The sequence below is a fragment of the Amycolatopsis antarctica genome, from assembly GCF_002262875.1.
Lineage (GTDB): Bacteria > Actinomycetota > Actinomycetes > Mycobacteriales > Pseudonocardiaceae > Amycolatopsis > Amycolatopsis antarctica.
This window is the reverse complement of the sequence record NZ_NKYE01000001.1, coordinates 307,238-327,087: the sequence shown is the minus strand read 5'-3', so window position 1 is coordinate 327,087 and position 19,850 is coordinate 307,238. Positions and strand designations below refer to the sequence as shown.

Genomic DNA, 19,850 nt, shown 5'->3' with positions numbered 1-19,850 from the left:
GTCCGATGTGGACACGTCAATCCGCGTCGGTGATTCGCTGCCGCAGTGCGCCCGGAGCGTGTGCGGGGACCACCGGATCGCGCGGCGCGATCGGATCCAGCCGCCGGTAGCCCGCGGACTGCTCCGGCCGCGCGTCCCGGTCACCCTTGTTGGGCCACAACGAGAACGCCCGCTCGGCCTGCGCGGTGATCGTCAGCGAGGGATTGACGCCCAGGTTCGCGGAGATCGCCGCGCCGTCCACAACGGATAGTCCTGGGTAACCGAAGACGCGGTGATAAGGGTCGATGACGCCGGATTCGGGATCCGACCCGATCGGCGTGCCACCGATGAAGTGCGCGGTGAGCGGCACGTTGAAGACATCGCCCCAGCTACCGCCCGCCGTACCGTCGATGTGCTCGGCCGTGCGCTCGTTGGCCTCCTGCCCGGCCGGGATGAAACTCGGGTTCGGCTGCCCATGGCCCTGTTTCGAGGTGTAGCGGCGACGCCCGAACGGCCCGCGCTTGGTGTAGGTGGTGATGGAGTTGTCCAGGCTCTGCATCACCAGCAGGATCACCGTGCGCTCGCTCCACTTGTAGCCGTTGAGCAGCTTCGCCGTCTGGATCGGGTGCCGGGCCATGAAGCGCAGCGCCTGCCGCCAGCGCGGCACGTCCGAGGCACCGTCCGTCGCGATCGTCTGCAGCAGGCTCATCGCGTTGCTGCCCTTGCCGTAGCGCACCGGTTCGATGTGGGTGATGTCGTCAGGGTGGATCGAGGAGGTGATCGCGACGCCGCGACTGAAATCGCGCTTCGGGTCGACCCTGTCCCGCGCGGCGCCGATGATCGACTCAGAGTTGGTGCGGGTCAGCTCACCCAGCTTCGGGGAAAGCCGGGGCAGGGCGCCGCTGTCGCGCATCCGGTGCAGCAGGTTCTGCGTTCCCCAGGTGCCCGCGGCCAGCACCACCCGGTCCGCGGTGAGCGTGGTGCGGAACTTCGCGGTGGCGGTGCCGGTCTTGTGCACGTCGACCTCGAACCCGCCGTCGCCGCGCGGACGCAGCGCGTCGACCGTGGTCAGCGGCACCACCCGGGCGCCACTGCGCTCGGCCAGGTACAGGTAGTTCTTCACCAGCGTGTTCTTCGCACCGACCCGGCAACCCGTCATGCACGAACCGCACTCGGTGCAGCCGGACCGGGCCGGACCCGCGCCACCGAAAAAAGGGTCCTCGTCGCGTTCGCCCGGCCTGCCGAAGTACACGCCGACCGGCGTCGGGTGGAAACTCTCGGCCACCCCCATGTCGGCGGCGACCTTCTGCATGACCTCGTCCGAGGGCGTGATCGTCGGATTGGTGACCACGCCCAGCATCCGGCTCGCCTGGTCGTAGTGCGGGGCGAGTTCGGCCTGCCAGTCGGTGATGTGCGCCCACTGCCGGTCGGCGTAGAACGGGGCGAGCGGACGGTAGAGCGTGTTCGCGTACACCAGCGAGCCACCGCCGACCCCGGAGCCGGCGAGCACCATGACGTCCTTGAGGAAGTGGATCCGCTGGATGCCGAAGCAACCGAGCGCGGGGGCCCAGAGGTAGCGGCGGAGGTCCCAGGATGTCGAGGCGAACTCGTCGTCGGCGAAGCGTCTGCCCGCCTCGATGACGGCGACCCGGTACCCCTTCTCGGTGAGCCGGAGTGCGGCGACGCTGCCGCCGAAGCCCGAGCCGACGACGATCACGTCGTAGTCCACGTCCGAAGCAGTGTTACGCGAAGTCACAGATAAAGCGTAACCGCGGCGTGAACTTCTGACCAGGGGTAAGTTACCGGCAAGTTCGCCCGCTTCGTACCGTTTGATCCCTTTCCGATGGGCACCCGGAGCGCGTTTAGCGGGCTAAACGCGCTCGCCGGGCCACGCCACCCACAAGCGCACCCGGGGCCTGGCGGGGCCGGGGGCGACGCCGGGACGGCGGGTGGGCAGGGTGGACGCGAGCGCGACGAAGGGGAAGCGGGGGCGGACGCGGACGTCGCCGCGGCCGGAGACGGCAAGCACGCTGCCACCCGAAGGGGTGACCGGTGAGGGGTCAGCCTCGGACGGTCAGGCCGACCTTCTGGAACTCCTTCAGATCCGAGTAGCCGGTCTTCGCCAGCGCCCGGCGCAGCGCCCCGAACAGGTTCACCGCACCCTCGGCGTCCGAGGACGGCCCGAACAGCAACGTCTTCAGGTCGACGGCGTAGTCGGGCCCCGCGGCGACGCGCGAGCGCGGCAACGAGGGATGCGCGGCCGCCGAGGTCCAGTACAGCCCCTGCCCGGGCGCCTCGGTGGCGGCGGCCAGCGGGGCGCCCAGCATCACGGCGTCGGCACCGCAGGCCACCGCCTTCGCGATGTCGCCGCTGCAGGAGATGCCACCGTCGGCGAGCACGTGCACGTACCGGCCGCCGGTCTCGTCGAGGTAGTCCCTGCGCGCGGCGGCGGCGTCGATGATCGCGGTCGCCATCGGTACGCCGATGCCCAGCACCCGGTCGGTGCTGGTGACGCCGGGGCTGTAGCCGTGACCGACGATGACGCCCGCGGCACCGGTGCGCATCAGGTGCATCGCCGTGCGGTAGTCGCCGACCCCGCCCGCGATCACCGGCACGTCCAGCCCGCCGATGAAGTCCTTCAGGTCCAGCGGGGCCTCGTCGCGCGCGACGTGCTCGGCGGAGACGATCGTGCCCTGCACGACCAGGATCTCCACTCCGGCGGCGAGCAGGTCCGGCGTCAGTTCCGCGGCGTGCTGCGGGCTGACCCGTGCCGCCACGGTCACCCCGGCCTCGCGCACCTGGCGGATGGCCTCGCTGATCAGGTCGATGCGGATCGGGGCGGCGTGCATCTCCTGCAGCACGCGCACGAGCGCGGTCGGGTCGTCGGTGTCCTCGGCGGCCTGCACGATCCGGAACATCGCATCCTCGACGTTCGGCTGACGCGCCCACAGGCCCTCGGCGTTGAGCACGCCCAGCCCACCGAGTTCGCCGACGGCCACTGCGGAACCGGGCGAGACGATCGCGTCGGTCGGGTGCGTGACCAGCGGGAGGTCGAACTGGTAGGCGTCGATCTTCCAGCCGGTCGACACCACCTTCGACGAGCGTGTGCGCCGGGAGGGCACGATCTCGATGTCGTCGAGGTTGTACGCCCGCCGTGCGGTACGCCCCATGCCGATCTCGACCAGATCCCGCACGTCAGGTCCCTTCCGTCACCCTGCTTGCCTGCCGCGATCATTGTCCGACAGGCAGGTCGGGCACCGTGCACACGGGTGCCCTTCGGCGCGGGCGGGCGGTCAGCGCGTGGTGTAGTTCGGCGCCTCGACGGTCATCGTGATGTCGTGCGGGTGGCTCTCCTTCAGGCCCGCCGCGGTGATTCGCACGAGCTGCGCGTCCTGCAGCTCGGCGATCGACCGCGCCCCCGCGAAACCCATGCCGGCCCGGAGTCCGCCGACGAGCTGGTGCACGACCGTCGACAGCGGCCCGCGGAACGGGATCCGGCCCTCGATGCCCTCCGGGACGAGCTTGTCGTCGGAGAGCACGTCGTCCTGGGCGTAGCGGTCCTTGGAGTACGACTTCGCCTCGCCGCGCGACTGCATGGCACCGAGCGAGCCCATGCCGCGGTAGACCTTGAACTGCTTGCCGTTGACCAGGATCAGGTCACCGGGCGCCTCCGCGGTGGCCGCCAGCAGGCTGCCCAGCATCACCGAGGACGCGCCGGCCGCGATCGCCTTGGCGATGTCGCCGGAGTACTGGATACCACCGTCGCCGATCACCGGGACACCGGCCGGACGGCACGCCAGGTTCGCCTCGTAGATCGCCGAGATCTGCGGGACGCCCACACCGGCAACGACCCGCGTGGTGCAGATCGAGCCCGGCCCGACGCCCACCTTGACGCCGTCGGCGCCCGCGTCCACCAGTGCCTGCGCGCCCGCCCGGGTGGCGACGTTGCCGCCGACCACGTCGACGGTGTCGCCGAGTTCCTTCTTCAGCAGCGCCACCGTGTCGGTGACGGCGCGGGAGTGGCCGTGCGCCGTGTCGACCATCAGCACGTCCACGCCCGCGTCGGCCAGTGCCAGCGCCCGCTGGTGACCGTCGCCGCCGACGCCGACGGCCGCACCGACCAGCAGCCGCCCGTCGGTGTCCTTGGTGGCGTTCGGGTACTGCTCGGTCTTGACGAAGTCCTTGACGGTGATCAGGCCGCGCAGCTTGCCCGCGCCGTCGACGATCGGCAGCTTCTCGATCTTGTGCCTGCGCAGCAGTCCGAGCGCGGCGTCCGCGGTGACGCCGACCTGCGCCGTGATCAGCGGGGTCTTGGTCATCACCTCGCTGACCGGACGGCTGTGGTCGACCTCGAAACGCATGTCCCGGTTGGTGATGATGCCGACCAGCGAGCCCGCGGCGTCGGTCACCGGGACGCCGGAGATGCGGAACCGGGCGCACAGCGCGTCCACCTCTGCGAGCGTGGCGTCGGCGGAGCAGGTGACCGGGTCGGTGACCATGCCCGCCTCGGAGCGCTTCACCACCTCCACGGCCTGCGCCTGTTCGTCCACCGGCAGGTTGCGCTGCAGCACGCCCATGCCGCCCTGGCGCGCCATGGCGATGGCCATCCGGGCCTCGGTGACGGTGTCCATCGCGGCCGAGACGAGCGGGATCCGCAGCGTCACGTTGCGGGAGAGGCGGGTGCCGGTGTCGACGGCGCTGGGCACGACGTCCGACTCCGCGGGCAGCAGCAGTACGTCGTCGAAGGTCAGGCCGAGCATCGCGAACTTGTCCTGGGTGGCGGTGAACTCGCTCGTCATGGCTGGCGCGGGACCTTCCTGAGGGGGCTGGCACGGGCGGGAGTCCCAGCCGGATCCTCGGCGGCGGGCACCGGTGGGAACGCGGCGGGGAAACGGTGGGCACTGCGTCGAACTTCTTGCCTGGAACTCTGCGGACCGGGATCTGGGACGATATCGATACCGCCAAATCATGGTATCTCCGTTGCCTTGTGCTGACCGCCCGGTACCGTGCAGGCCGTGCCACCCGACGTGCTGCCCCCAGACCCGTTCGCCGACGATCCGAACGATCCGGCCAGGGAGATCGATGCCCTGGACGATCAGGCCGGTGACCCGGTCGACGACGACGAGCGCGCGGAACTGCTCGCCGACCTCGCCGACCTCGCCGTCTACCAGGCACTTCTCGAGCCTCGCGGGGTACGCGGGATCGTCGTCGACTGTGGCGAGTGCGACCTTCCCCACTATCACGACTGGCACCTGCTGAGGGCGAGCCTGGAACAGTTGCTCGCCGACGGCCGGATGCGCCCGCACGAGCCCGCCTTCGACCCGAAGCCCGCCGACTACGTGAGCTGGGACTACTGCCGCGGCTTCGCCGACGGCGTCACGGCCACCGAGAGCGCGTACTGACCTGACCCATGCGAGAGGGGCGCGACCACAGTGTGGTCGCGCCCCTCTCGCATGACTGTGGTCCTCAGCCGCCCACTCCGGCGGGCGCCTGCATCGGCGCCACACCGTTGGACGACTCGCTGCGCTCGCTCGTGCCGGTTCCCGGCTCACTGCCCTCGTCCGAGGTCGGCGTGGAGCTGGAGGTCGGCGGCGGGGTGGTGGAGCTGCTGGTGTCCGGCGGGTTGCTGGACGTGTCCGGCAGCGTCTGCCCCGGGTCGGGGTTGCTGTTCGACGGCCGGGTGTCCACCGGCGGGCTGGTCGGCTGGGTCGGCTGCGGCTGGCCGCCACTCTGGCCGGGCTGCGAGGCCGAGGTCGGCTGCGGAGCGTTCGACGGCGGGTTCTGCGGGCTGCTGACCGGGGCGAGCTGCTGGTAGAGCGCGAGGTGCTGCGCCTGGAGCCCGGCCAGGTCGTCCTCCGAGCCGACGCGGGACATCGCGAGCTGCGCGTCGTCGAGGGCCTGGCGGGCCTCGTCGAACTTGCCCTGGGCGAGGGCGAGCTGCGCGGCCTCGAGGTCGGTGCGCACCGAGACGGCCGCCTCGGTGGAGCGCGCCTGATCGGCGTAGAGGACCTTCGTCAGGCCCCACAGGGTGTCGCCGGGCTGCGCGTCCCTGGCGGCGATTCCGGTGCCGGTGAACGCGATCGCCAGTACCGCGGCGGCCGCGGCGACCGGGACCAGCATGCGGCGCTTGCGTTCCTTGCCGCCGTGCCGCTTGGCCATCGTCGCGGTCTTGATGGTGACCAGGGCGGTGTCCGTGTCGACCAGCTCGGCGAGGGGCTCGCTGTCGATGTCGCGCCGCCAGGCGAGCAGCAGCGCGTTGAGTTCCTGGTCGCCGAGTCCGTCCGCGACCTTCGGGTCCGAACCGCCGAGGGCGTCGAGCAGCGCGTCGTCCGCCTGGATGACGGACAGGTCGGGTACCGGTTCGCCGGCTCCGTGGTCCTCGAAGTCCTGCCGAGCGTTCACAGTTACGTCCATATCCTCGGTCGCAGTTCGGTCGGACTCCTTGGCGGAGTCCTTCCGGCTATCGCGCTCGGTCACTCAGACCACCTCCTCAGCGGCCAGTACCTTACGAAGCCGGGCGAGCGCCCGGTGCTGGGCCACGCGAACCGCGCCCGGGGTGGAACCGACCGCATCCGCCGTCTCCTCGGCCGACAGGCCGACCACGACCCGCAACACCACGATCTCGCGCTGCTTGTCGGGAAGAACATGAAGAAGACGCGTCATCCGCTCATTGAGCTCACTCTGCAACGCACGCTGCTCCGGACCGACCCCGACCTCGACCTCATCGGGAACCTCGGCCACCGGCTCAGAACGATTACGCGCCGCCGCACGATGCGCGTCAGCGACCTTGTGCGCCGCGATGCCGTAGACGAACGCCAGGAATGGGCGGCCCTGATCGCGATACGAGGGCAATGCCGTGAGCACCGCTAGACACACCTCCTGGGCGACATCGTCGGCCGAAGCGAAACTCCGCTCCTGCCTGCCAACTCGAGCGCGGCAATACCGCACCACCAAAGGGCGGATGGAAGCCAATAGTCGCTCGACCGCCTGAGGTTCTCCCTCTACGGCGGCGGCGACTGGCTCGTCCAGTCCGTCCCCCACATTGGCCATCGCAGACAACAGTCCCGGTGTTACGTCTAGGCGTGCACAGTTTCGGCGTCAGACCGTCGAGGTCCACGCCGGATTCCGACTACCGTACCTGCCGACACCTCCGGTCCCGTCCCTCGGTCGTGACCGGGCGCGTCACCGCACCCGCCGGCCGGACGTGCCAGGCAGAATAGCTTTCACATTCAACGGTTGTCGAGGGTGAGCGTCCCGCTCACCTGCGGGTACCCCGCAACGACCGACGCGCGCGACGTGGTCACGTCGCGCGCGTCGGTCGACCGCAGGCAGTCAGGCGTCAGGAGACGAGGCCGCGCCGGAACCCGTGGGCCACGGCCTGGGCCCGGTCCCGCACGCCGAGCTTGCGAAAGAGCCTGCGGGCATGCGTCTTCACGGTGTCCTCGGACAGGTACAGCTCACGGCCGATCTGGCCGTTGCTCTTGCCCTGGCTCATGCCGCGCAGCACCTGCAGCTCGCGCTCGGTGAGCTGCACGCCGGGGTCCGAGGGCTGACGCGGCGAGGGCACGGAGGTGCTCGCGAGCGTGTGCGCGAGCGCGGCGACCAACTCGGGGCGCGAGGCGTCCCAGCGGAGGTAGCCGCGCGCACCGCCGGCGATGGCGGCGGCGATACTGCCCGCGTCGTCCGGGGCGCCGAACACGATCACGTTCGCCTGGTGATTCGCCGACACGAGCCTGCGGGTGGCCTCGACGCCGGTGGGCACGGCGCGCTGGGTACCGACCAGCACGACGTCCACGGGCTGGCGCGAATAGCGGGCCAGCAACTCGTCACCGTGCGCTACACAGTCGATGCGACTGACGCCGGGGACAGCAGACATCACGCGGGTGAGCCCTTCGCGGACACTGCGTCGGTCGTCGCAGATCAAGACCGTCGTCACGGGGTTTCCTTCCTGCAGCCGGGTGATACTTCACTTCCCCTATCGGACGCTTTAGGCCCAACCTTGACACGATCCGGTGGCTTTTTTTGAGATTGCCTCGCCCGGATGCCGGAACGCACTGTTTTGCCCGGTTGTGTGCCTCACAGCGGAACCCATGCCGATTCCCGCGCGAGACGCCGTCCCTGCGGGTCGGAGCGCAGTGACAGAGCGTGTAACTCGGCAGTAACTTCGGCTCGCAGGCGCACCGCCGCCGCGGGGTCGAGATCGGCGGCGAGAAGACCGGCGGGCCACGTGAGCGAGCGCAGTCCGGCCGTGCGGGCGTCCGCCAGCGCCGCCGGGACCAGAACGGCGGCGCGTTCTCCGGCCTCCGCCGCGCCCGTCCCGGCGAGGGCCGCGGCGAGGACCAGCCGGGACTTGACCGAGTGCCGCAGCGCCCCGCGGCGGGCGGCGAGGGCCGCGGCCTGCTCGGCGGGCCCGACCGCAGCGACGGCGTCTCCCGTCATCAGCGCCACCTCGGCCGTCACCCAGCCCGCGCGAACCTCCGCGCGCCAGCCTCCGCCCTCGGCGCGCGCCCTGGCGATCAGCCTGTGCGCGGCGGCCGTCCGGCCGAGCGCCAGATTGTCGGCGGCCAGGCCCAGGTAGGCGTCCGCAATCGCACCCGCCGGATCGATGCCGTCCGGGTCCCTGCCGTCCGGGTCCCTGCCGTCCGGGTCCCTGCCGTCCGGGTCCCTGCCGTCCGGGTCCCTGCCGTCCGGGTCCCTGCCGTCCGGGTCCCTGCCGTCCGGGGCGCCGGTGACGGAACCTCCGGCGCGGGATCGGCGCACGGCCTCGACGGCGTGGACGAGGGCCGCCGCGTCAAACGGACGGGCTGCCGTGTGCCCGCCGAGCTGCCTGCGGTGCGCGGCCAGCGCCGAACAGGCGAGCGCGGCGATGAGGGGGTCGGGATGGTGGCGCAGCGGTAGCAGGAGGGTCGCCGCCGCCGCGTACTCGCCGCGGGCGCCGTGCACGACGGCGGCCAGCCAGCGTCCGCGTGGCGTCGGCGGGTGGGTCAGCGGGCCGTCCGGGACACACCGGTCACCGAAGGCCGCCTGCCGCAGCCGGGTCTCGTCCACCCGGTCATTCTGACCGAAGCGAGCTGGCGACGCGGCGGCCGAACAGGACGAACTCCAGCCGGTCGACCGCGGCGGACAGGTCGTCGAGCAGTTCCACGGTCGACGGCAGTTCCGACCGGTCCCAGCCTGGCCCGCAGGCGAACCAGCGGCACCGCTGCCTGCCACGGGCGAGCCGGGTGAACAGATGCGGATCGGTGACGCCCGGACGTTGCGCCCACAGGATCACCGCGGCGGGCATGCTCTGCCCGACGGCCGCGGCGAGCACGTCCCGCGGCAGCGGGACGCCGAAGAGCTGGGTCAGGATGCGGCGTTCGGCGAGCGCGGCGCCGAGGGCGTACATCGGCAGGCTGTCCCGTTCCTGCGGGGCGCAGCCGAGCAACAGCGGGCGTTCGTTGCGCGCGTCGACCCGCACCGGCGTCGCCCGGGCGAGCGCGGCGAACACGTACTCCGCGAGCAGGTACTCCACCTCAGCTCCGGAACGCCTGCTGCGCCAGCGTGCCGCCAGCGCCGTGAGCACCGGCTCGATCACCTGGCTCCACGCGGTCAGCACGCCCTTGGTCTCGATCGCCTCCTCGAGCAGCCGCGTCACGGCACGCACGTCCATCGCCAGGGACGCCGCGCTCAGGCCGCGGGCGAGCCGGGACGTCCCCTGCGCCTCGGTGCGCGGCTGCGGGACCTGGTCGTCGCCGGTCGGCAGCACCACCTCGCCGTCGGCCACCTCGATCCGCAGCGAGGTCCGGGCGGTGAGCGTGTGCTCGGGGTGGACCTGCTCCTCCGGTGGCGGTTCGATCGGTTCGTCCGGTGGCGCGTCGGCGGAGCGCGGCACCTGGTCGAGGGCGTATCGGGCGGCCTCGGCCGTCGACGCCCCGCGCAGCAGCGCGCGCTGCATCAGTTCCAGGCGGGCGATGTCTGCGGGCCCGTACCGGCGATGCCTGCCGTCGGTGTGGCCGCTCGGGCCGAGACCGTAACGGCGGTCCCATGTCCGCAGGGTCGACGGGGCGACGCCGAGCCGGCGCGCGACCGACGCGACGGGCATCGTCGGCTCGTCTCCGGCCGTCCGGTTCGCGGCGGGCGCGTGCTCGGTCTCCGTCTCTCGCGACGAACCGGACGCTGCTTCCACGCGGCTCAATATCCAGTGCCCCCCGGAAGGCGGCAACTGGAGGTCATGGCACCGATCACACATCCGGGGGATGCCTAACGGCTGAATCGGCGCGAATCGCTTGAACAAGTATTGGCGCGCTTCTAGCGTTACCGACATTGCACCGAATGGAGTAATCACCGTTCGGAACGCATAGTCCCGCCGGACTAGTCACAACAGCGGAGGCGGTCAACGATGGCAGACACGCGCAGGCTCCCGGGCCCGAACGCGGACGTGTGGGACTGGCAGCTCGACGGGTCGTGCCGGGGAATGGACAGCGGTTCGTTCTTCCACCCGGACGGCGAACGGGGGCCCGCCCGGGCGCGGCGGGAGGCGAGAGCGAAAGCGATCTGCCATGCCTGCCCGGTGCTGGACCTGTGCCGCAGTCACGCCCTCGCCGTGCACGAGCCGTACGGCATCTGGGGTGGGCTCTCGGAGTCCGACCGGGAGAACATCATCCGGTCCCACAAGCGAATGCTCACACTTTCGGGTACCTGATCCCAGAGCCCACTCGCGGCACCGGCACACCCGGACAGCGAGCGAAGTAACCCCCGGGAACCGTCCGCCGGGTTGCCACCCGGCCCGGACCGCCCACCCACGCACGGGCCACGAAGCGCGTTTAGCGGGCTGAATGTCGTCCGGTGGCCGCCAAAATCGGGAGGAAAGGGACGAAGCGCAGGCGCTGCCGTCCGCGCCCTCTCCCCTGGCAGGCTCGAGCGACCATGCCGGTGAGCCTCACGCCGGCGCCGCGGGGCAGCCCTCTCAGGCGGCCCCCAATGCGCCCGCCCGAAGCTGCCACCGGGTGCCCGATCGCCCGCGCACGACATTCAGCCCGCTAAACGCGCTCGACGGCGCCCAGAAACCACCCACCGACAGGACGAAGCGCCCCCGGAAACGAGAACGGGGCGACACCCCCTTTCCGGGAGTGCCGCCCCGCCAGGGCGTGTGAGCCTAGTGCGCGTGGCCGTGTCCGTGGCCGCCCGCGGACTCGTCCTCGTCAGCAGGCTTCTCGACCACGGAGCTCTCCGTGGTGAGCACGAGCCGGGCGATCGACGCCGCGTTGGACACCGCGGAACGGGTGACCTTCACGGGGTCGACGATGCCGGCCGCCAGCAGATCGGTGAGCTCACCGGTGGCCGCGTTGAAACCGTGGCCCCAGGTCTGCTCCTTGACCTTCGACACGACGACCGCACCCTCGTGGCCCGCGTTGGACGCGATCCAGAACAGCGGGGCGGTGAGCGCGTCCCGGACGATCTTGACGCCCAGCGCCTCGTCACCGGCGAGGCCGAGGTCGCCGAGTTCGGCGACGGCGTGCACCAGTGCCGAACCGCCGCCGGGCAGGATGCCCTCCTCGACGGCCGCCTTGGTGGACGCCACGGCGTCCTCGATGCGGTGCTTGCGCTCGTTGAGCTCGGTCTCGGTGGCCGCGCCGACCTTGATCACCGCGACACCGCCGCCGAGCTTCGCGAGCCGCTCCTGCAGCTTCTCGCGGTCCCAGTCGGAGTCCGAGGCCTCGATCTCACGGCGGATCTGCGCGATCCGGCCGTCGATGTCGGCCTTGGTGCCCGCACCGTCGACGATCGTGGTGACGTCCTTGGTGACCTCGATCCGGCGGGCCTTGCCCAGCGAGTCGATGGTGGCCTCGGACAGCTTGAGACCGATCTCGGCGGAGATGACCTCGGCGCCGGTGACGACGGCGAGGTCGTCCAGGAACGCCTTGCGGCGGTCGCCGAAGAACGGCGCCTTGACGGCGACCGCGTTGATCGTCTTGCGCAGCGAGTTCACCACGAGGGTGGACAGCGCCTCGCCGTCGACGTCCTCGGCGATGATCAGCAGCGGCTTCTTGGCCTCGACGACCTTCTCCAGCACCGGGAGCAGGTCCGCCAGTGCGGAGATCTTCTCGCGGCAGAGCAGGATGTAGGCGTCCTCGAGGATCGCGCGCTGCTCCTCGGGGTTGGTGGCGAAGTGCGCCGACAGGAAGCCCTTGTCGAACTGCACGCCCTCGGTGATCTCGAGCTCGGTCGCCAGCGAGGAGGACTCCTCGATGGTGATCACGCCGTCCTCGCCGACCTTCTCGACGGCCTCGCCGAGCAGCGCGCCGATGGTGGCGTCCCGGGAGGTGACGGTGCCGACCTGGGCGATGTCGTCGCGACCCTTGACCGGAGTGGACTTCGCCTTGAGGATCTCGACGACCTTGTCGGCGGCCGCCTCGATACCGCGGCCGAGCGCGGTCGGGTTGGCGCCGGCCGCGACGTTGCGCAGACCGACCTTCACCAGCGACTGCGCCAGCACGGTGGCCGTGGTGGTGCCGTCACCGGCGACGTCGTTGGTCTTGGTGGCGACGTTCTTGGCGAGCTGGGCACCCAGGTTCTCGAACGGGTCGTCCAGCTCGATCTCACGGGCGACCGTCACGCCGTCGAGCGTGATGGTGGGGCCGCCGAACTTCTTGTCCAGTACGACGTGGCGGCCGCGCGGGCCGAGGGTGACCTTGACCGCGTCGGCGAGCTGGTTCACCCCGCGCTCCAGTGCGCGACGAGCGTCCTCGTCGAAGTTGATCTGCTTAGGCATCAATTCCTCTTTCGCAAAGCGCAGGAAAAAGCGAAACGCCCCGGCCCCCGGCTAAGCGGGGCCCGGGGCGTTGCACGCTGTCTGCGGGACGTCAGTTGACGACGGCCAGCACGTCGCGGGCGGACAGGATCAAGTAGTCCTCACCGTTGTACTTGACCTCGGTGCCGCCGTACTTGGAGTAGATGACGACGTCGCCTTCCTGGATGTCCAGGGGGATACGCGAGCCCTTGTCGTCGATGCGGCCCGGGCCCACGGCCAGAACCTTGCCCTCCTGGGGCTTTTCCTTGGCGGTGTCGGGGATGACGAGACCGGAAGCCGTCGTCTCCTCGGCTTCGCTCGTCTGGACAACGATCTTGTCCTCGAGCGGCTTGATGTTCACGCTCACCGGGTTGACCTCCACGGGTCGAGAAAGCGTTGGCAGGTTGACTTTTGGCGCGGTTCCGGACGGGCTTACCCGGCGGTTCCGCGCGCGTTACCGGCTCCTACCACCCCCGCCGTCGCGGGTGCCGGGGCGTGTTCGGGCCGTACGATTAGCACTCTAGCCACGTGAGTGCCAGCCGTGCAACCAGGGTGCGGAAACCGTGTCCTGCCCGCGTTGACCGGGCACTACCCGGGTGAACCACGCCACTCCCCGCGCACGCCCCGCCTCCGTCCTCGCGCACGCGCCGGGGACGGAGCACGGCGCAGGCACAGCGATGGCCGTCAGGAATTCACCGCTCGGACACGCGATCCGGTTTTCCCGTTCCCCGTCCCGCGGACACCGTCGAACGGCATCCCTCCCCACCACTGCAGAGGAGCCATCCGTGCCCGCAGACTCCGGAAAATCCGTCTCCCGGCGTTCCGTCCTGCTCGGCGGTGCGAGTGCGACGGCCGCCGCCGTCGCACTCGGCGCCGAGTTCGCCGGCCCACGCGTCGCCCGTGCCGCGGCCACCCGGGGCGCGGGCGGGCCCGGACCGAAGGGGCCGCTGTTCAATCTCGGTGTGGCTTCCGGCGACCCGCTGCCCGACAGCGTCGTGCTGTGGACCCGGCTGGCCGCCGATCCGCTCGCCGCCGACGGGCTGGGCGGCATGCCGGACCGGCGGATCCCGGTGGACTGGGAGATCGCCACCGACGAGAGGTTCACCAGGATCGTGCGCCGCGGCACGGTGGACGCCGTGCGGGAGTCCGCGCACAGCGTGCACGTGGAACCGGCGGGGCTGCGGCCGGGCACCGAGTACTTCTACCGTTTTCGCGCCAGGGGCGCGGTTTCCGGTACCGGCCGCACCCGCACCTCCCCCGCCCCCGGCACGCTCGGCGAGCTGACGATGTGCTTCGCCTCCTGCTCGCACTACGGCGAGGGGCACTTCACCGCGTACCGGCATCTCGCCGCCGACGAGCCCGGCCTCGTGCTGCACCTCGGCGACTACCAGTACGAGTACGCGGCGAAGGCGGGCGAGGTGCGTACCGTGTTCGGCCCGGAGACGACGACGCTGGCCGGTTACCGGCAACGGCACGCCCAGTACAAGACCGACCTCGACCTGCAGGCCGCGCACGCGGTCGCACCGTGGCTGGTCGTCTGGGACGACCACGAGACGGAGAACAACTGGGCGGGCGACGTGCCCGAGGAGTCCTCGCAGACGCCGGGGGCGAAGTTCCCGCCGCGCCGGGCCGCGGCGTTCCAGGCGTACTACGAGAACATGCCGCTGCGGTCGACGGCGAAACCGTCCGGCCCCGACATGCGCCTCTACCGGCGGATCGGCTGGGGCGGTCTGGTCGGCTTCCACATGCTCGACACCCGTCAGTACCGCGACGACCAGGCGTGCGGCGACGGCAACCAGTCCGGATGCGCGCAGCGGCTGGATCCGGAGCGGACGATCACCGGCGCGGAACAGGAGAAGTGGCTGCTGGACGGGCTCGCCAGGAGCACGGCCCGCTGGGACGTGCTGGGCCAGCAGGTGTTCTTCGCCCGCCGGGACAACACGGTCGGCGAGGGCAGCAGTTACAGCATGGACGCCTGGGACGGGTACGTGGCGAGTCAGGACCGGATCGCCGCCGCGCTGGGCGGTCCCCGGGTGCGCAACGGCGTCGTGCTCACCGGGGACGTGCACCGGCACTGGGCGGCGGAGATCCCGCGCGACTACGCCGACCTCTCGGCAGGGAACGTGGCCACCGAGCTGGTCACGACGTCGATCACCAGCGGCGGTGACGGGGACGACGACCCGAACCGGGCCGCGCTCGACGAGAATCCGCACATCAAGTACCACAAGAACCGCCGGGGCTACGTCCGGACGAAGTTCACCAGGAACGAGCTGCGGGCGGACTTCCGGACCGTGGCGCGGGTGTCGAAGCCGGACGCCGGGGTCGGCACCGACACCGGTTTCGTGGTGCGGGACGGGGATCCGGTGCTGCGCAGGGCCTGACCGGGCCGCGGTGGTGGGCGGCACGAGGCGCCCACCACCGCGGCGTCAGACGGAAACGGTGCCCACGGGTAGCGCGGGGTTCGCCGACATGTCCAGAGTGGACGGTGCTGCTCCGGCGGCGACGAGGTGCGCGCCGAGGGCGGCGATCATGGCCCCGTTGTCCGTGCACAGCCGCGGTCGCGGCACGCGGAGTTCGATCCCGGCCTCGGCGCAGCGCTGGGCGGCCAATGTGGACAGCCGGGAGTTCGCGGCGACCCCACCGGAGATCACCAGGGTGCCGATGCCCGCGTCACCGGCGGCCCGGATCGCCTTGCGGGTCAGCACGTCCGCCACCGCTTCCTGGAACGATGCCGCGACGTCGGCGACCGGTACGGTCTCGCCGCGCCGCTGCGCACCCTCGACCCAGCGGGCGACGGCGGTTTTGAGCCCGGAGAAGGAGAAGTCGTACCGCGCGTCACGCGGGCCGGTCATGCCGCGCGGGAACGCGATCGCCGTGGGATCGCCGTCGGCGGCGGCCCTGTCGATCGGCGGGCCGCCGGGGTAGGGCAGGTCGAGCACCCTGGCGACCTTGTCGTAGGCCTCACCGGCGGCATCGTCCACAGTGGATCCCAGTTCGGTGATGGAGCTCGCGATGTCGTCGACACGTAGCAGTTGTGTGTGCCCACCGGAGACGAGCAGCGCGAGGCAGGGCGCGGGCAGTGGACCGTGCTGGAGGGTGTCGACGGCGATGTGCCCGGCGAGATGGTTGACACCGTAGAGGGGGACGTCCAGCGCCGTCGCGTACGCCTTCGCCGCCGCGACGCCGACCAGCAGCGCCCCGGCGAGTCCCGGACCCGCGGTGACCGCGATGGCGTCCACATCGGACAGTGTGAGTCCTGCGGTCTCGAACGCGCGGGTGGCCGTGGGCACCATGGCTTCCAGGTGCGCCCGGCTGGCGACCTCGGGCACCACCCCGCCGAACCGGGCGTGTTGCTCGACGCTGGAGGCCACCTCGTCGGCGAGCAGTTCGACGGCGCCGTCGCCGTGCAGGCGCACGATGCCGACACCGGTCTCGTCGCAGGAACTCTCGATGCCCATGACGATGCGTGCCGTCACCGCGCCTCCCCCGTGCCCGCGCCGGCCGAACGCGGGCGTCCCATCGTGTAGGCGTCCGCGCCGGACGGCCGGTAGTACCGCTTGCGCAGGCCGAGCCGGGCGAAGCCGTGCCGCTCGTAGAGCGTGATGGCCACCTCGTTGTCGGTGCGCACCTCGAGGAAGACCGGGGCGTTCAGCTCGTCGGCACGATCGAGAAGTGCCCGCAGCAGGGCCTTGCCGATCCCGCGTCCCTGATACTCGGGCGCGACCCCGATGGTGTGCACGCTGGTCTCCTCGTCGCCCCTGGGCCCGGCGACGGCCAGGCCGCCGTAGCCGGCGAGCTCACCGTCGTCGAGGTAGGCCCCGACGTAGTAGGCACCGGAGTCGAGTTCGGAGTTGAACGCCCACGCGTTCCACGGGTCGTCACCGGGGAAGAGGACCTTCTCGATCTGCACGCAGCGACGAACGTCCTTGCGCTGCAAGGGTTCCAGCCGGAACGTAGCCTCGGTGGTCACGGCGCGGTCACCCGCTTGCGCGCTCCGGGTTCGACCGCGTCCGGCCTGCGCAGGTACAGCGGGATCAGCGGGGCAGGCGGGGCGGCGGCCAGCACCTCGTCCCGTGCCACGGCGGTCAGGCCCGCGGGCGCCGGGTACGGCGGGTCGAGGACGTCGAGGCCGAGGGCGAGGGCGTGCAGCGCGGCACCGTGACCCGCGGCGGAGCGGACGTGGGTGCCGATGTCACCGGGACGGGCCACGTGCGGGCCGTCGGTACGGGCACCCGCCTCGTCGTAGGCGGCCCAGTACACCTCGCGGCGGCGGGCGTCGGTGACGACGAGGAACGGTTCACCGCCCGGGGCAGCGGCGGCGATGGCGTCGAGACCGCACACCGGATAGGCCGGGATGGCGAGACTGTGCGCGAAGGCAGCGGCGGTCGCCATGCCGGCCCGCAGGCCGGTGAACGGGCCGGGCCCGACTCCGCAGACGATGGCGTCCAGCTCCTGCAGGGACGTTCCCGCCTCGCGCAGCGCGTCCCGGACGTGCGGGGTGAGCAGTTCGCCGTGGGCGCGCGGGTCGATGGTGACGCGCTCGGCGAGCACGCGGACGTCCTCGCCGAGCGCGAGGACTCCCGCCGTCACCGCGGGGGTGGAGGTGTCGATGGCCAGTACGAGCACGCCGTCCAGGCTACGACCAGCCCCGGACCCGCCGGTCGCTCGGTCCGGACTCGGGCCACCTGACGCCGCCCGGGGCCCGGTGACGTTCGGGTGGCGGCTCGTGCGGGCACGGCGGGTGGGTGCGTGGCGCGAGAAGCTACCGGACGTCCTCGGGTTCGTCGTCGGGGTTCCAGGTGAGCAGCCGGACCTTGGCGACCGTGCGCAGATGCCTGCGCATCGCCGCGGCCGCCGCCTTGGGATCGCTCATCCGGATGGCGTCGAGGATCCGCTGGTGCTGGGCCAGCGAACGGCTGGGCCTGCCGGGCTGGCGCAACGACTCGGTACGGCTCTCGGTGACCTGCTCGTCGATCGAGCGCATGAAGTCGGCCAGCAGCGGGTTGCGCGCGGCGGCCGTGACGGCGGCGTGGAACCGCCGGTCGCCCTCGACGCCGTGCGCGTCGGCGCGGATCTCCTCGGCCATGTACTCGATGGCGGCCTCGATCGCGTCCAGGTCGGCCTTCGTCCGGCGCTCGGCGGCGAGTTCGGCGAGTTTGGTCTCCAGCGCCTCCCGGGCGTCGAGCACGTCCGGGAGGATTCGGCGACGTTCGACGAGGCGTTCCACCGGTTCGATGTCCAGCGTGTCGGTGACGAGGTAGGTGCCGCCGCCATGCCGGACCTCGACCAGGCCCTGCACGTCGAGCACCACGATGGCCTGTTTCACCGATGCCCTGCTGACGCCCAGCCGCTGGGCGAGTTCGCGTTCGGGTGGCAACCGGTCGCCGGCGCCGAGGCCGCGATCGGTGGCATACTCCCGGATCCGTTCCACCACCTGCTCGTACAGGCGGGCCCGGGCGACCGGGCGCAGTGCGTCGGACACGTCGGACCCCCTGCTCTCGGCGACTTCCCCTCGTTCGGAGGTTAACAGCCGGCCGGATGAGTGACCCGTTGGCTGATTGGTCGATTGGTCAGTCCACTCTGCCACGGAGCCAATTTGCCACCAGACCCTTGACACTCCGAGCAAACAGACCGCAAAGTGGTCTGGCCACTCACCCAATGTGCTCTGGGTCACCGTCGACACGCCTGGTCGGCGCGCGGTCCGGGCGAACCCGATCCGCGAGTTCGACGGCAGGGTTCCGCGCACCTCGGCGACCAACGGCGGGAGCCAGCCATGTCGGCACAACTGATCTCGATCCTCGTGCTCGTGGCGATCTTCGTGATCGCCACGACGAAGTCGATCAACATGGGCGTGCTCGCCTTCGCCGCGGCGTTCGGTGTCGGCACACTCGCCGGCGGGCTGGACGCCGACGGCATCTTCGCCGGCTTCCCCGGGGACCTGTTCGTCGTGCTGGTGGGTGTCACGTACCTGTTCGCCATCGCCAGAGCCAACGGCACCACCGACTGGCTGGTGAACGCGGCGATCCGGATGGTCGGCGGCAGGCTGGCGCTGATCCCGTGGGTGGTCTTCGGCATCACCGCGGTACTCACCGCGATCGGTGCCGTCAGCCCGGCGGCGGTCGCCATCGTCGCTCCGATCGCCCTCGGTCTCGCCGCCCGGCACGGCATCAGTCCGCTGCTGATGGGCGCGATGGTGGTACACGGCGCGCAGGCGGGCGGCTTCTCACCGATCAGCATCTACGGCTCGACGGTGAACAGCATCGTGTCGCGGGAGAACCTGGCGGGCAACGAGATCGTGTTGTTCCTGGCGAGTCTGGGGGTGAACCTGGTGATCGCCGCCGTCGTCTACGTGCTGTTCGGCGGACTCAAACTGGCCAGGACGCGTACCGCGAGCCGCGTGGGCGCGTCGACCAGTGGCAGCGGCGACAGCGAGACCGGTGGCAGCGACGAGCCGGAGACCGATACGAGCGGGGTCATCCGGCTGAACCCCGCCCGTATCGCGACACTGGTGAGCCTGGCCTGTCTCGTCGTCGGCACGCTGGTGTTCGATCTCGACGTCGGCCTGACGGCGATCTCGCTTGCCGTGCTGCTGAACATCGTCTGGGCGGACGCGGGCAAACGCGCGATCAACGAGATCACCTGGTCGACGGTGCTGCTGATCTGCGGTGTGCTGACCTACGTCGGCGTGCTGGAGGAACTGGGCACGATCGACTACGCGGGCAACGCGGTGAGCGGGGTCGGCGTCCCGCTGCTGGCGGCGCTGCTGCTCTGCTACATCGGTGCGATCGTGTCCGCGTTCGCGTCCTCGGTGGGGATCATGGGTGCGCTGATCCCGCTGGCCGTGCCGTTCCTGATGCAGGGCACCATCGGCCCGATCGGGATGATCGCGGCGCTGGCGGTGTCGGCGACGGTGGTCGACGTGAGTCCGTTCTCCACCAACGGCGCGCTCGTGCTCGCCAACGCGAAGGACGTCGACCGCGACCGGTTCTTCCGCCAACTGCTGATCTACGGCGGCGTGGTGGTGGCCGTCGTGCCCGCCATCGTATGGCTCATCCTGGTGGTACCCGGTTTCGGCTGACCGGCACGCCCGTGACGTGAA

At 71.0% G+C, this 19,850-nt stretch carries 19 protein-coding genes; 4 read left to right on the top strand and 15 right to left on the bottom strand.

Translation table 11 applies throughout. The features are described 5' to 3' along the window. Positions 1-16: 16 nt before the first annotated feature. The 4 genes from CFN78_RS01675 to guaB all read right to left on the bottom strand — a co-directional run bounded on the left by CFN78_RS01675 (position 17) and on the right by guaB (position 4,778). Complete coding sequence (locus tag CFN78_RS01675; RefSeq protein WP_094860723.1) at positions 17-1,735, bottom strand: FAD-dependent oxidoreductase; 1,719 nt, start codon at positions 1,733-1,735, stop codon at positions 17-19. A gap of 114 nt (positions 1,736-1,849) precedes the next feature. Beyond that, complete coding sequence (locus tag CFN78_RS28970) at positions 1,850-2,008, bottom strand: hypothetical protein (protein WP_165777405.1); 159 nt, start codon at positions 2,006-2,008, stop codon at positions 1,850-1,852. Positions 2,009-2,039: 31 nt separating this feature from the next. Further along, positions 2,040-3,173: a GuaB3 family IMP dehydrogenase-related protein gene (locus CFN78_RS01670; protein WP_094860722.1), complete on the bottom strand. Its 1,134-nt coding sequence runs from the start codon at positions 3,171-3,173 to the stop codon at positions 2,040-2,042. Positions 3,174-3,272: 99 nt separating this feature from the next. Then, positions 3,273-4,778 carry an IMP dehydrogenase gene (gene guaB, locus CFN78_RS01665; protein WP_094860721.1) on the bottom strand — a complete coding sequence of 502 codons (1,506 nt, stop codon included), beginning with the start codon at positions 4,776-4,778 and terminating at the stop codon, positions 3,273-3,275. A gap of 207 nt (positions 4,779-4,985) precedes the next feature. Between guaB and CFN78_RS01660 the strand changes: the two genes are divergently transcribed. Then, positions 4,986-5,381 carry a DUF5319 domain-containing protein gene (locus tag CFN78_RS01660; protein ID WP_094860720.1) on the top strand — a complete coding sequence of 132 codons (396 nt, stop codon included), beginning with the start codon at positions 4,986-4,988 and terminating at the stop codon, positions 5,379-5,381. 64 nt (positions 5,382-5,445) lie between these two features. Here the strand turns inward: CFN78_RS01660 and CFN78_RS01655 are convergent, their stop codons facing one another. The 5 genes from CFN78_RS01655 to CFN78_RS01630 form a co-directional block, all read right to left on the bottom strand. Then, positions 5,446-6,381, bottom strand: a complete 936-nt coding sequence (locus CFN78_RS01655; protein WP_240519200.1) for an anti-sigma-D factor RsdA — start codon at positions 6,379-6,381, stop codon at positions 5,446-5,448. A gap of 75 nt (positions 6,382-6,456) precedes the next feature. After that, complete coding sequence (locus tag CFN78_RS01650; RefSeq protein ID WP_094860719.1) at positions 6,457-7,029, bottom strand: sigma-70 family RNA polymerase sigma factor; 573 nt, start codon at positions 7,027-7,029, stop codon at positions 6,457-6,459. A gap of 289 nt (positions 7,030-7,318) precedes the next feature. Then, positions 7,319-7,915, bottom strand: coding sequence for a response regulator transcription factor (locus tag CFN78_RS01645; protein WP_094860718.1), 597 nt, complete (start codon positions 7,913-7,915; stop codon positions 7,319-7,321). Positions 7,916-8,055: 140 nt separating this feature from the next. Next, complete coding sequence (locus CFN78_RS28965; RefSeq protein ID WP_165777404.1) at positions 8,056-9,027, bottom strand: hypothetical protein; 972 nt, start codon at positions 9,025-9,027, stop codon at positions 8,056-8,058. Positions 9,028-9,031: 4 nt separating this feature from the next. Further along, positions 9,032-10,063, bottom strand: coding sequence for a MerR family transcriptional regulator (locus tag CFN78_RS01630; RefSeq protein ID WP_094861056.1), 1,032 nt, complete (start codon positions 10,061-10,063; stop codon positions 9,032-9,034). A gap of 297 nt (positions 10,064-10,360) precedes the next feature. Here CFN78_RS01630 and CFN78_RS01625 point away from each other — a divergent pair, with 297 nt between their 5' ends. Then, positions 10,361-10,663, top strand: a complete 303-nt coding sequence (locus CFN78_RS01625) for a WhiB family transcriptional regulator (protein WP_094860716.1) — start codon at positions 10,361-10,363, stop codon at positions 10,661-10,663. Positions 10,664-11,116: 453 nt separating this feature from the next. Here the strand turns inward: CFN78_RS01625 and groL are convergent, their stop codons facing one another. Together groL and groES are read right to left on the bottom strand one after the other, a co-directional pair. Then, on the bottom strand, positions 11,117-12,733 hold the full coding sequence (gene groL / locus CFN78_RS01620; protein WP_094860715.1) for a chaperonin GroEL: 1,617 nt from the start codon (positions 12,731-12,733) through the stop codon (positions 11,117-11,119). 91 nt (positions 12,734-12,824) lie between these two features. After that, positions 12,825-13,118, bottom strand: coding sequence for a co-chaperone GroES (groES, locus tag CFN78_RS01615; RefSeq protein WP_094861055.1), 294 nt, complete (start codon positions 13,116-13,118; stop codon positions 12,825-12,827). A 418-nt stretch (positions 13,119-13,536) separates the two neighbouring features. Here groES and CFN78_RS01610 point away from each other — a divergent pair, with 418 nt between their 5' ends. Further along, on the top strand, positions 13,537-15,132 hold the full coding sequence (locus CFN78_RS01610; RefSeq protein ID WP_240519199.1) for an alkaline phosphatase D family protein: 1,596 nt from the start codon (positions 13,537-13,539) through the stop codon (positions 15,130-15,132). 45 nt (positions 15,133-15,177) lie between these two features. On the opposite strand, the gene tsaD is transcribed toward CFN78_RS01610, so the two are convergent. From tsaD to CFN78_RS01590, 4 genes are all read right to left on the bottom strand, one after another. After that, entirely contained in the window at positions 15,178-16,209 is a 1,032-nt protein-coding gene (gene tsaD, locus CFN78_RS01605; protein WP_094861054.1) for a tRNA (adenosine(37)-N6)-threonylcarbamoyltransferase complex transferase subunit TsaD, read from the bottom strand. A 14-nt stretch (positions 16,210-16,223) separates the two neighbouring features. Further along, a complete protein-coding gene (gene rimI / locus CFN78_RS01600; protein WP_094860713.1) occupies positions 16,224-16,721 on the bottom strand; it encodes a ribosomal protein S18-alanine N-acetyltransferase in 498 nt (165 codons plus the stop codon). Continuing rightward, the gene (gene tsaB, locus CFN78_RS01595; protein ID WP_094860712.1) at positions 16,718-17,377 is read right to left on the bottom strand and encodes a tRNA (adenosine(37)-N6)-threonylcarbamoyltransferase complex dimerization subunit type 1 TsaB; all 660 of its coding nucleotides are present in this window, start codon (positions 17,375-17,377) and stop codon (positions 16,718-16,720) included. The genes rimI and tsaB overlap by 4 nt, the downstream gene beginning before the upstream one ends. 136 nt (positions 17,378-17,513) lie before the next feature. Continuing rightward, entirely contained in the window at positions 17,514-18,233 is a 720-nt protein-coding gene (locus CFN78_RS01590; protein ID WP_094860711.1) for a FadR/GntR family transcriptional regulator, read from the bottom strand. A gap of 291 nt (positions 18,234-18,524) precedes the next feature. On the opposite strand from CFN78_RS01590, the gene CFN78_RS01585 reads away from it, so the two are divergent. Further along, on the top strand, positions 18,525-19,829 hold the full coding sequence (locus CFN78_RS01585; RefSeq protein ID WP_094860710.1) for an SLC13 family permease: 1,305 nt from the start codon (positions 18,525-18,527) through the stop codon (positions 19,827-19,829). Positions 19,830-19,850 lie beyond the last annotated feature (21 nt).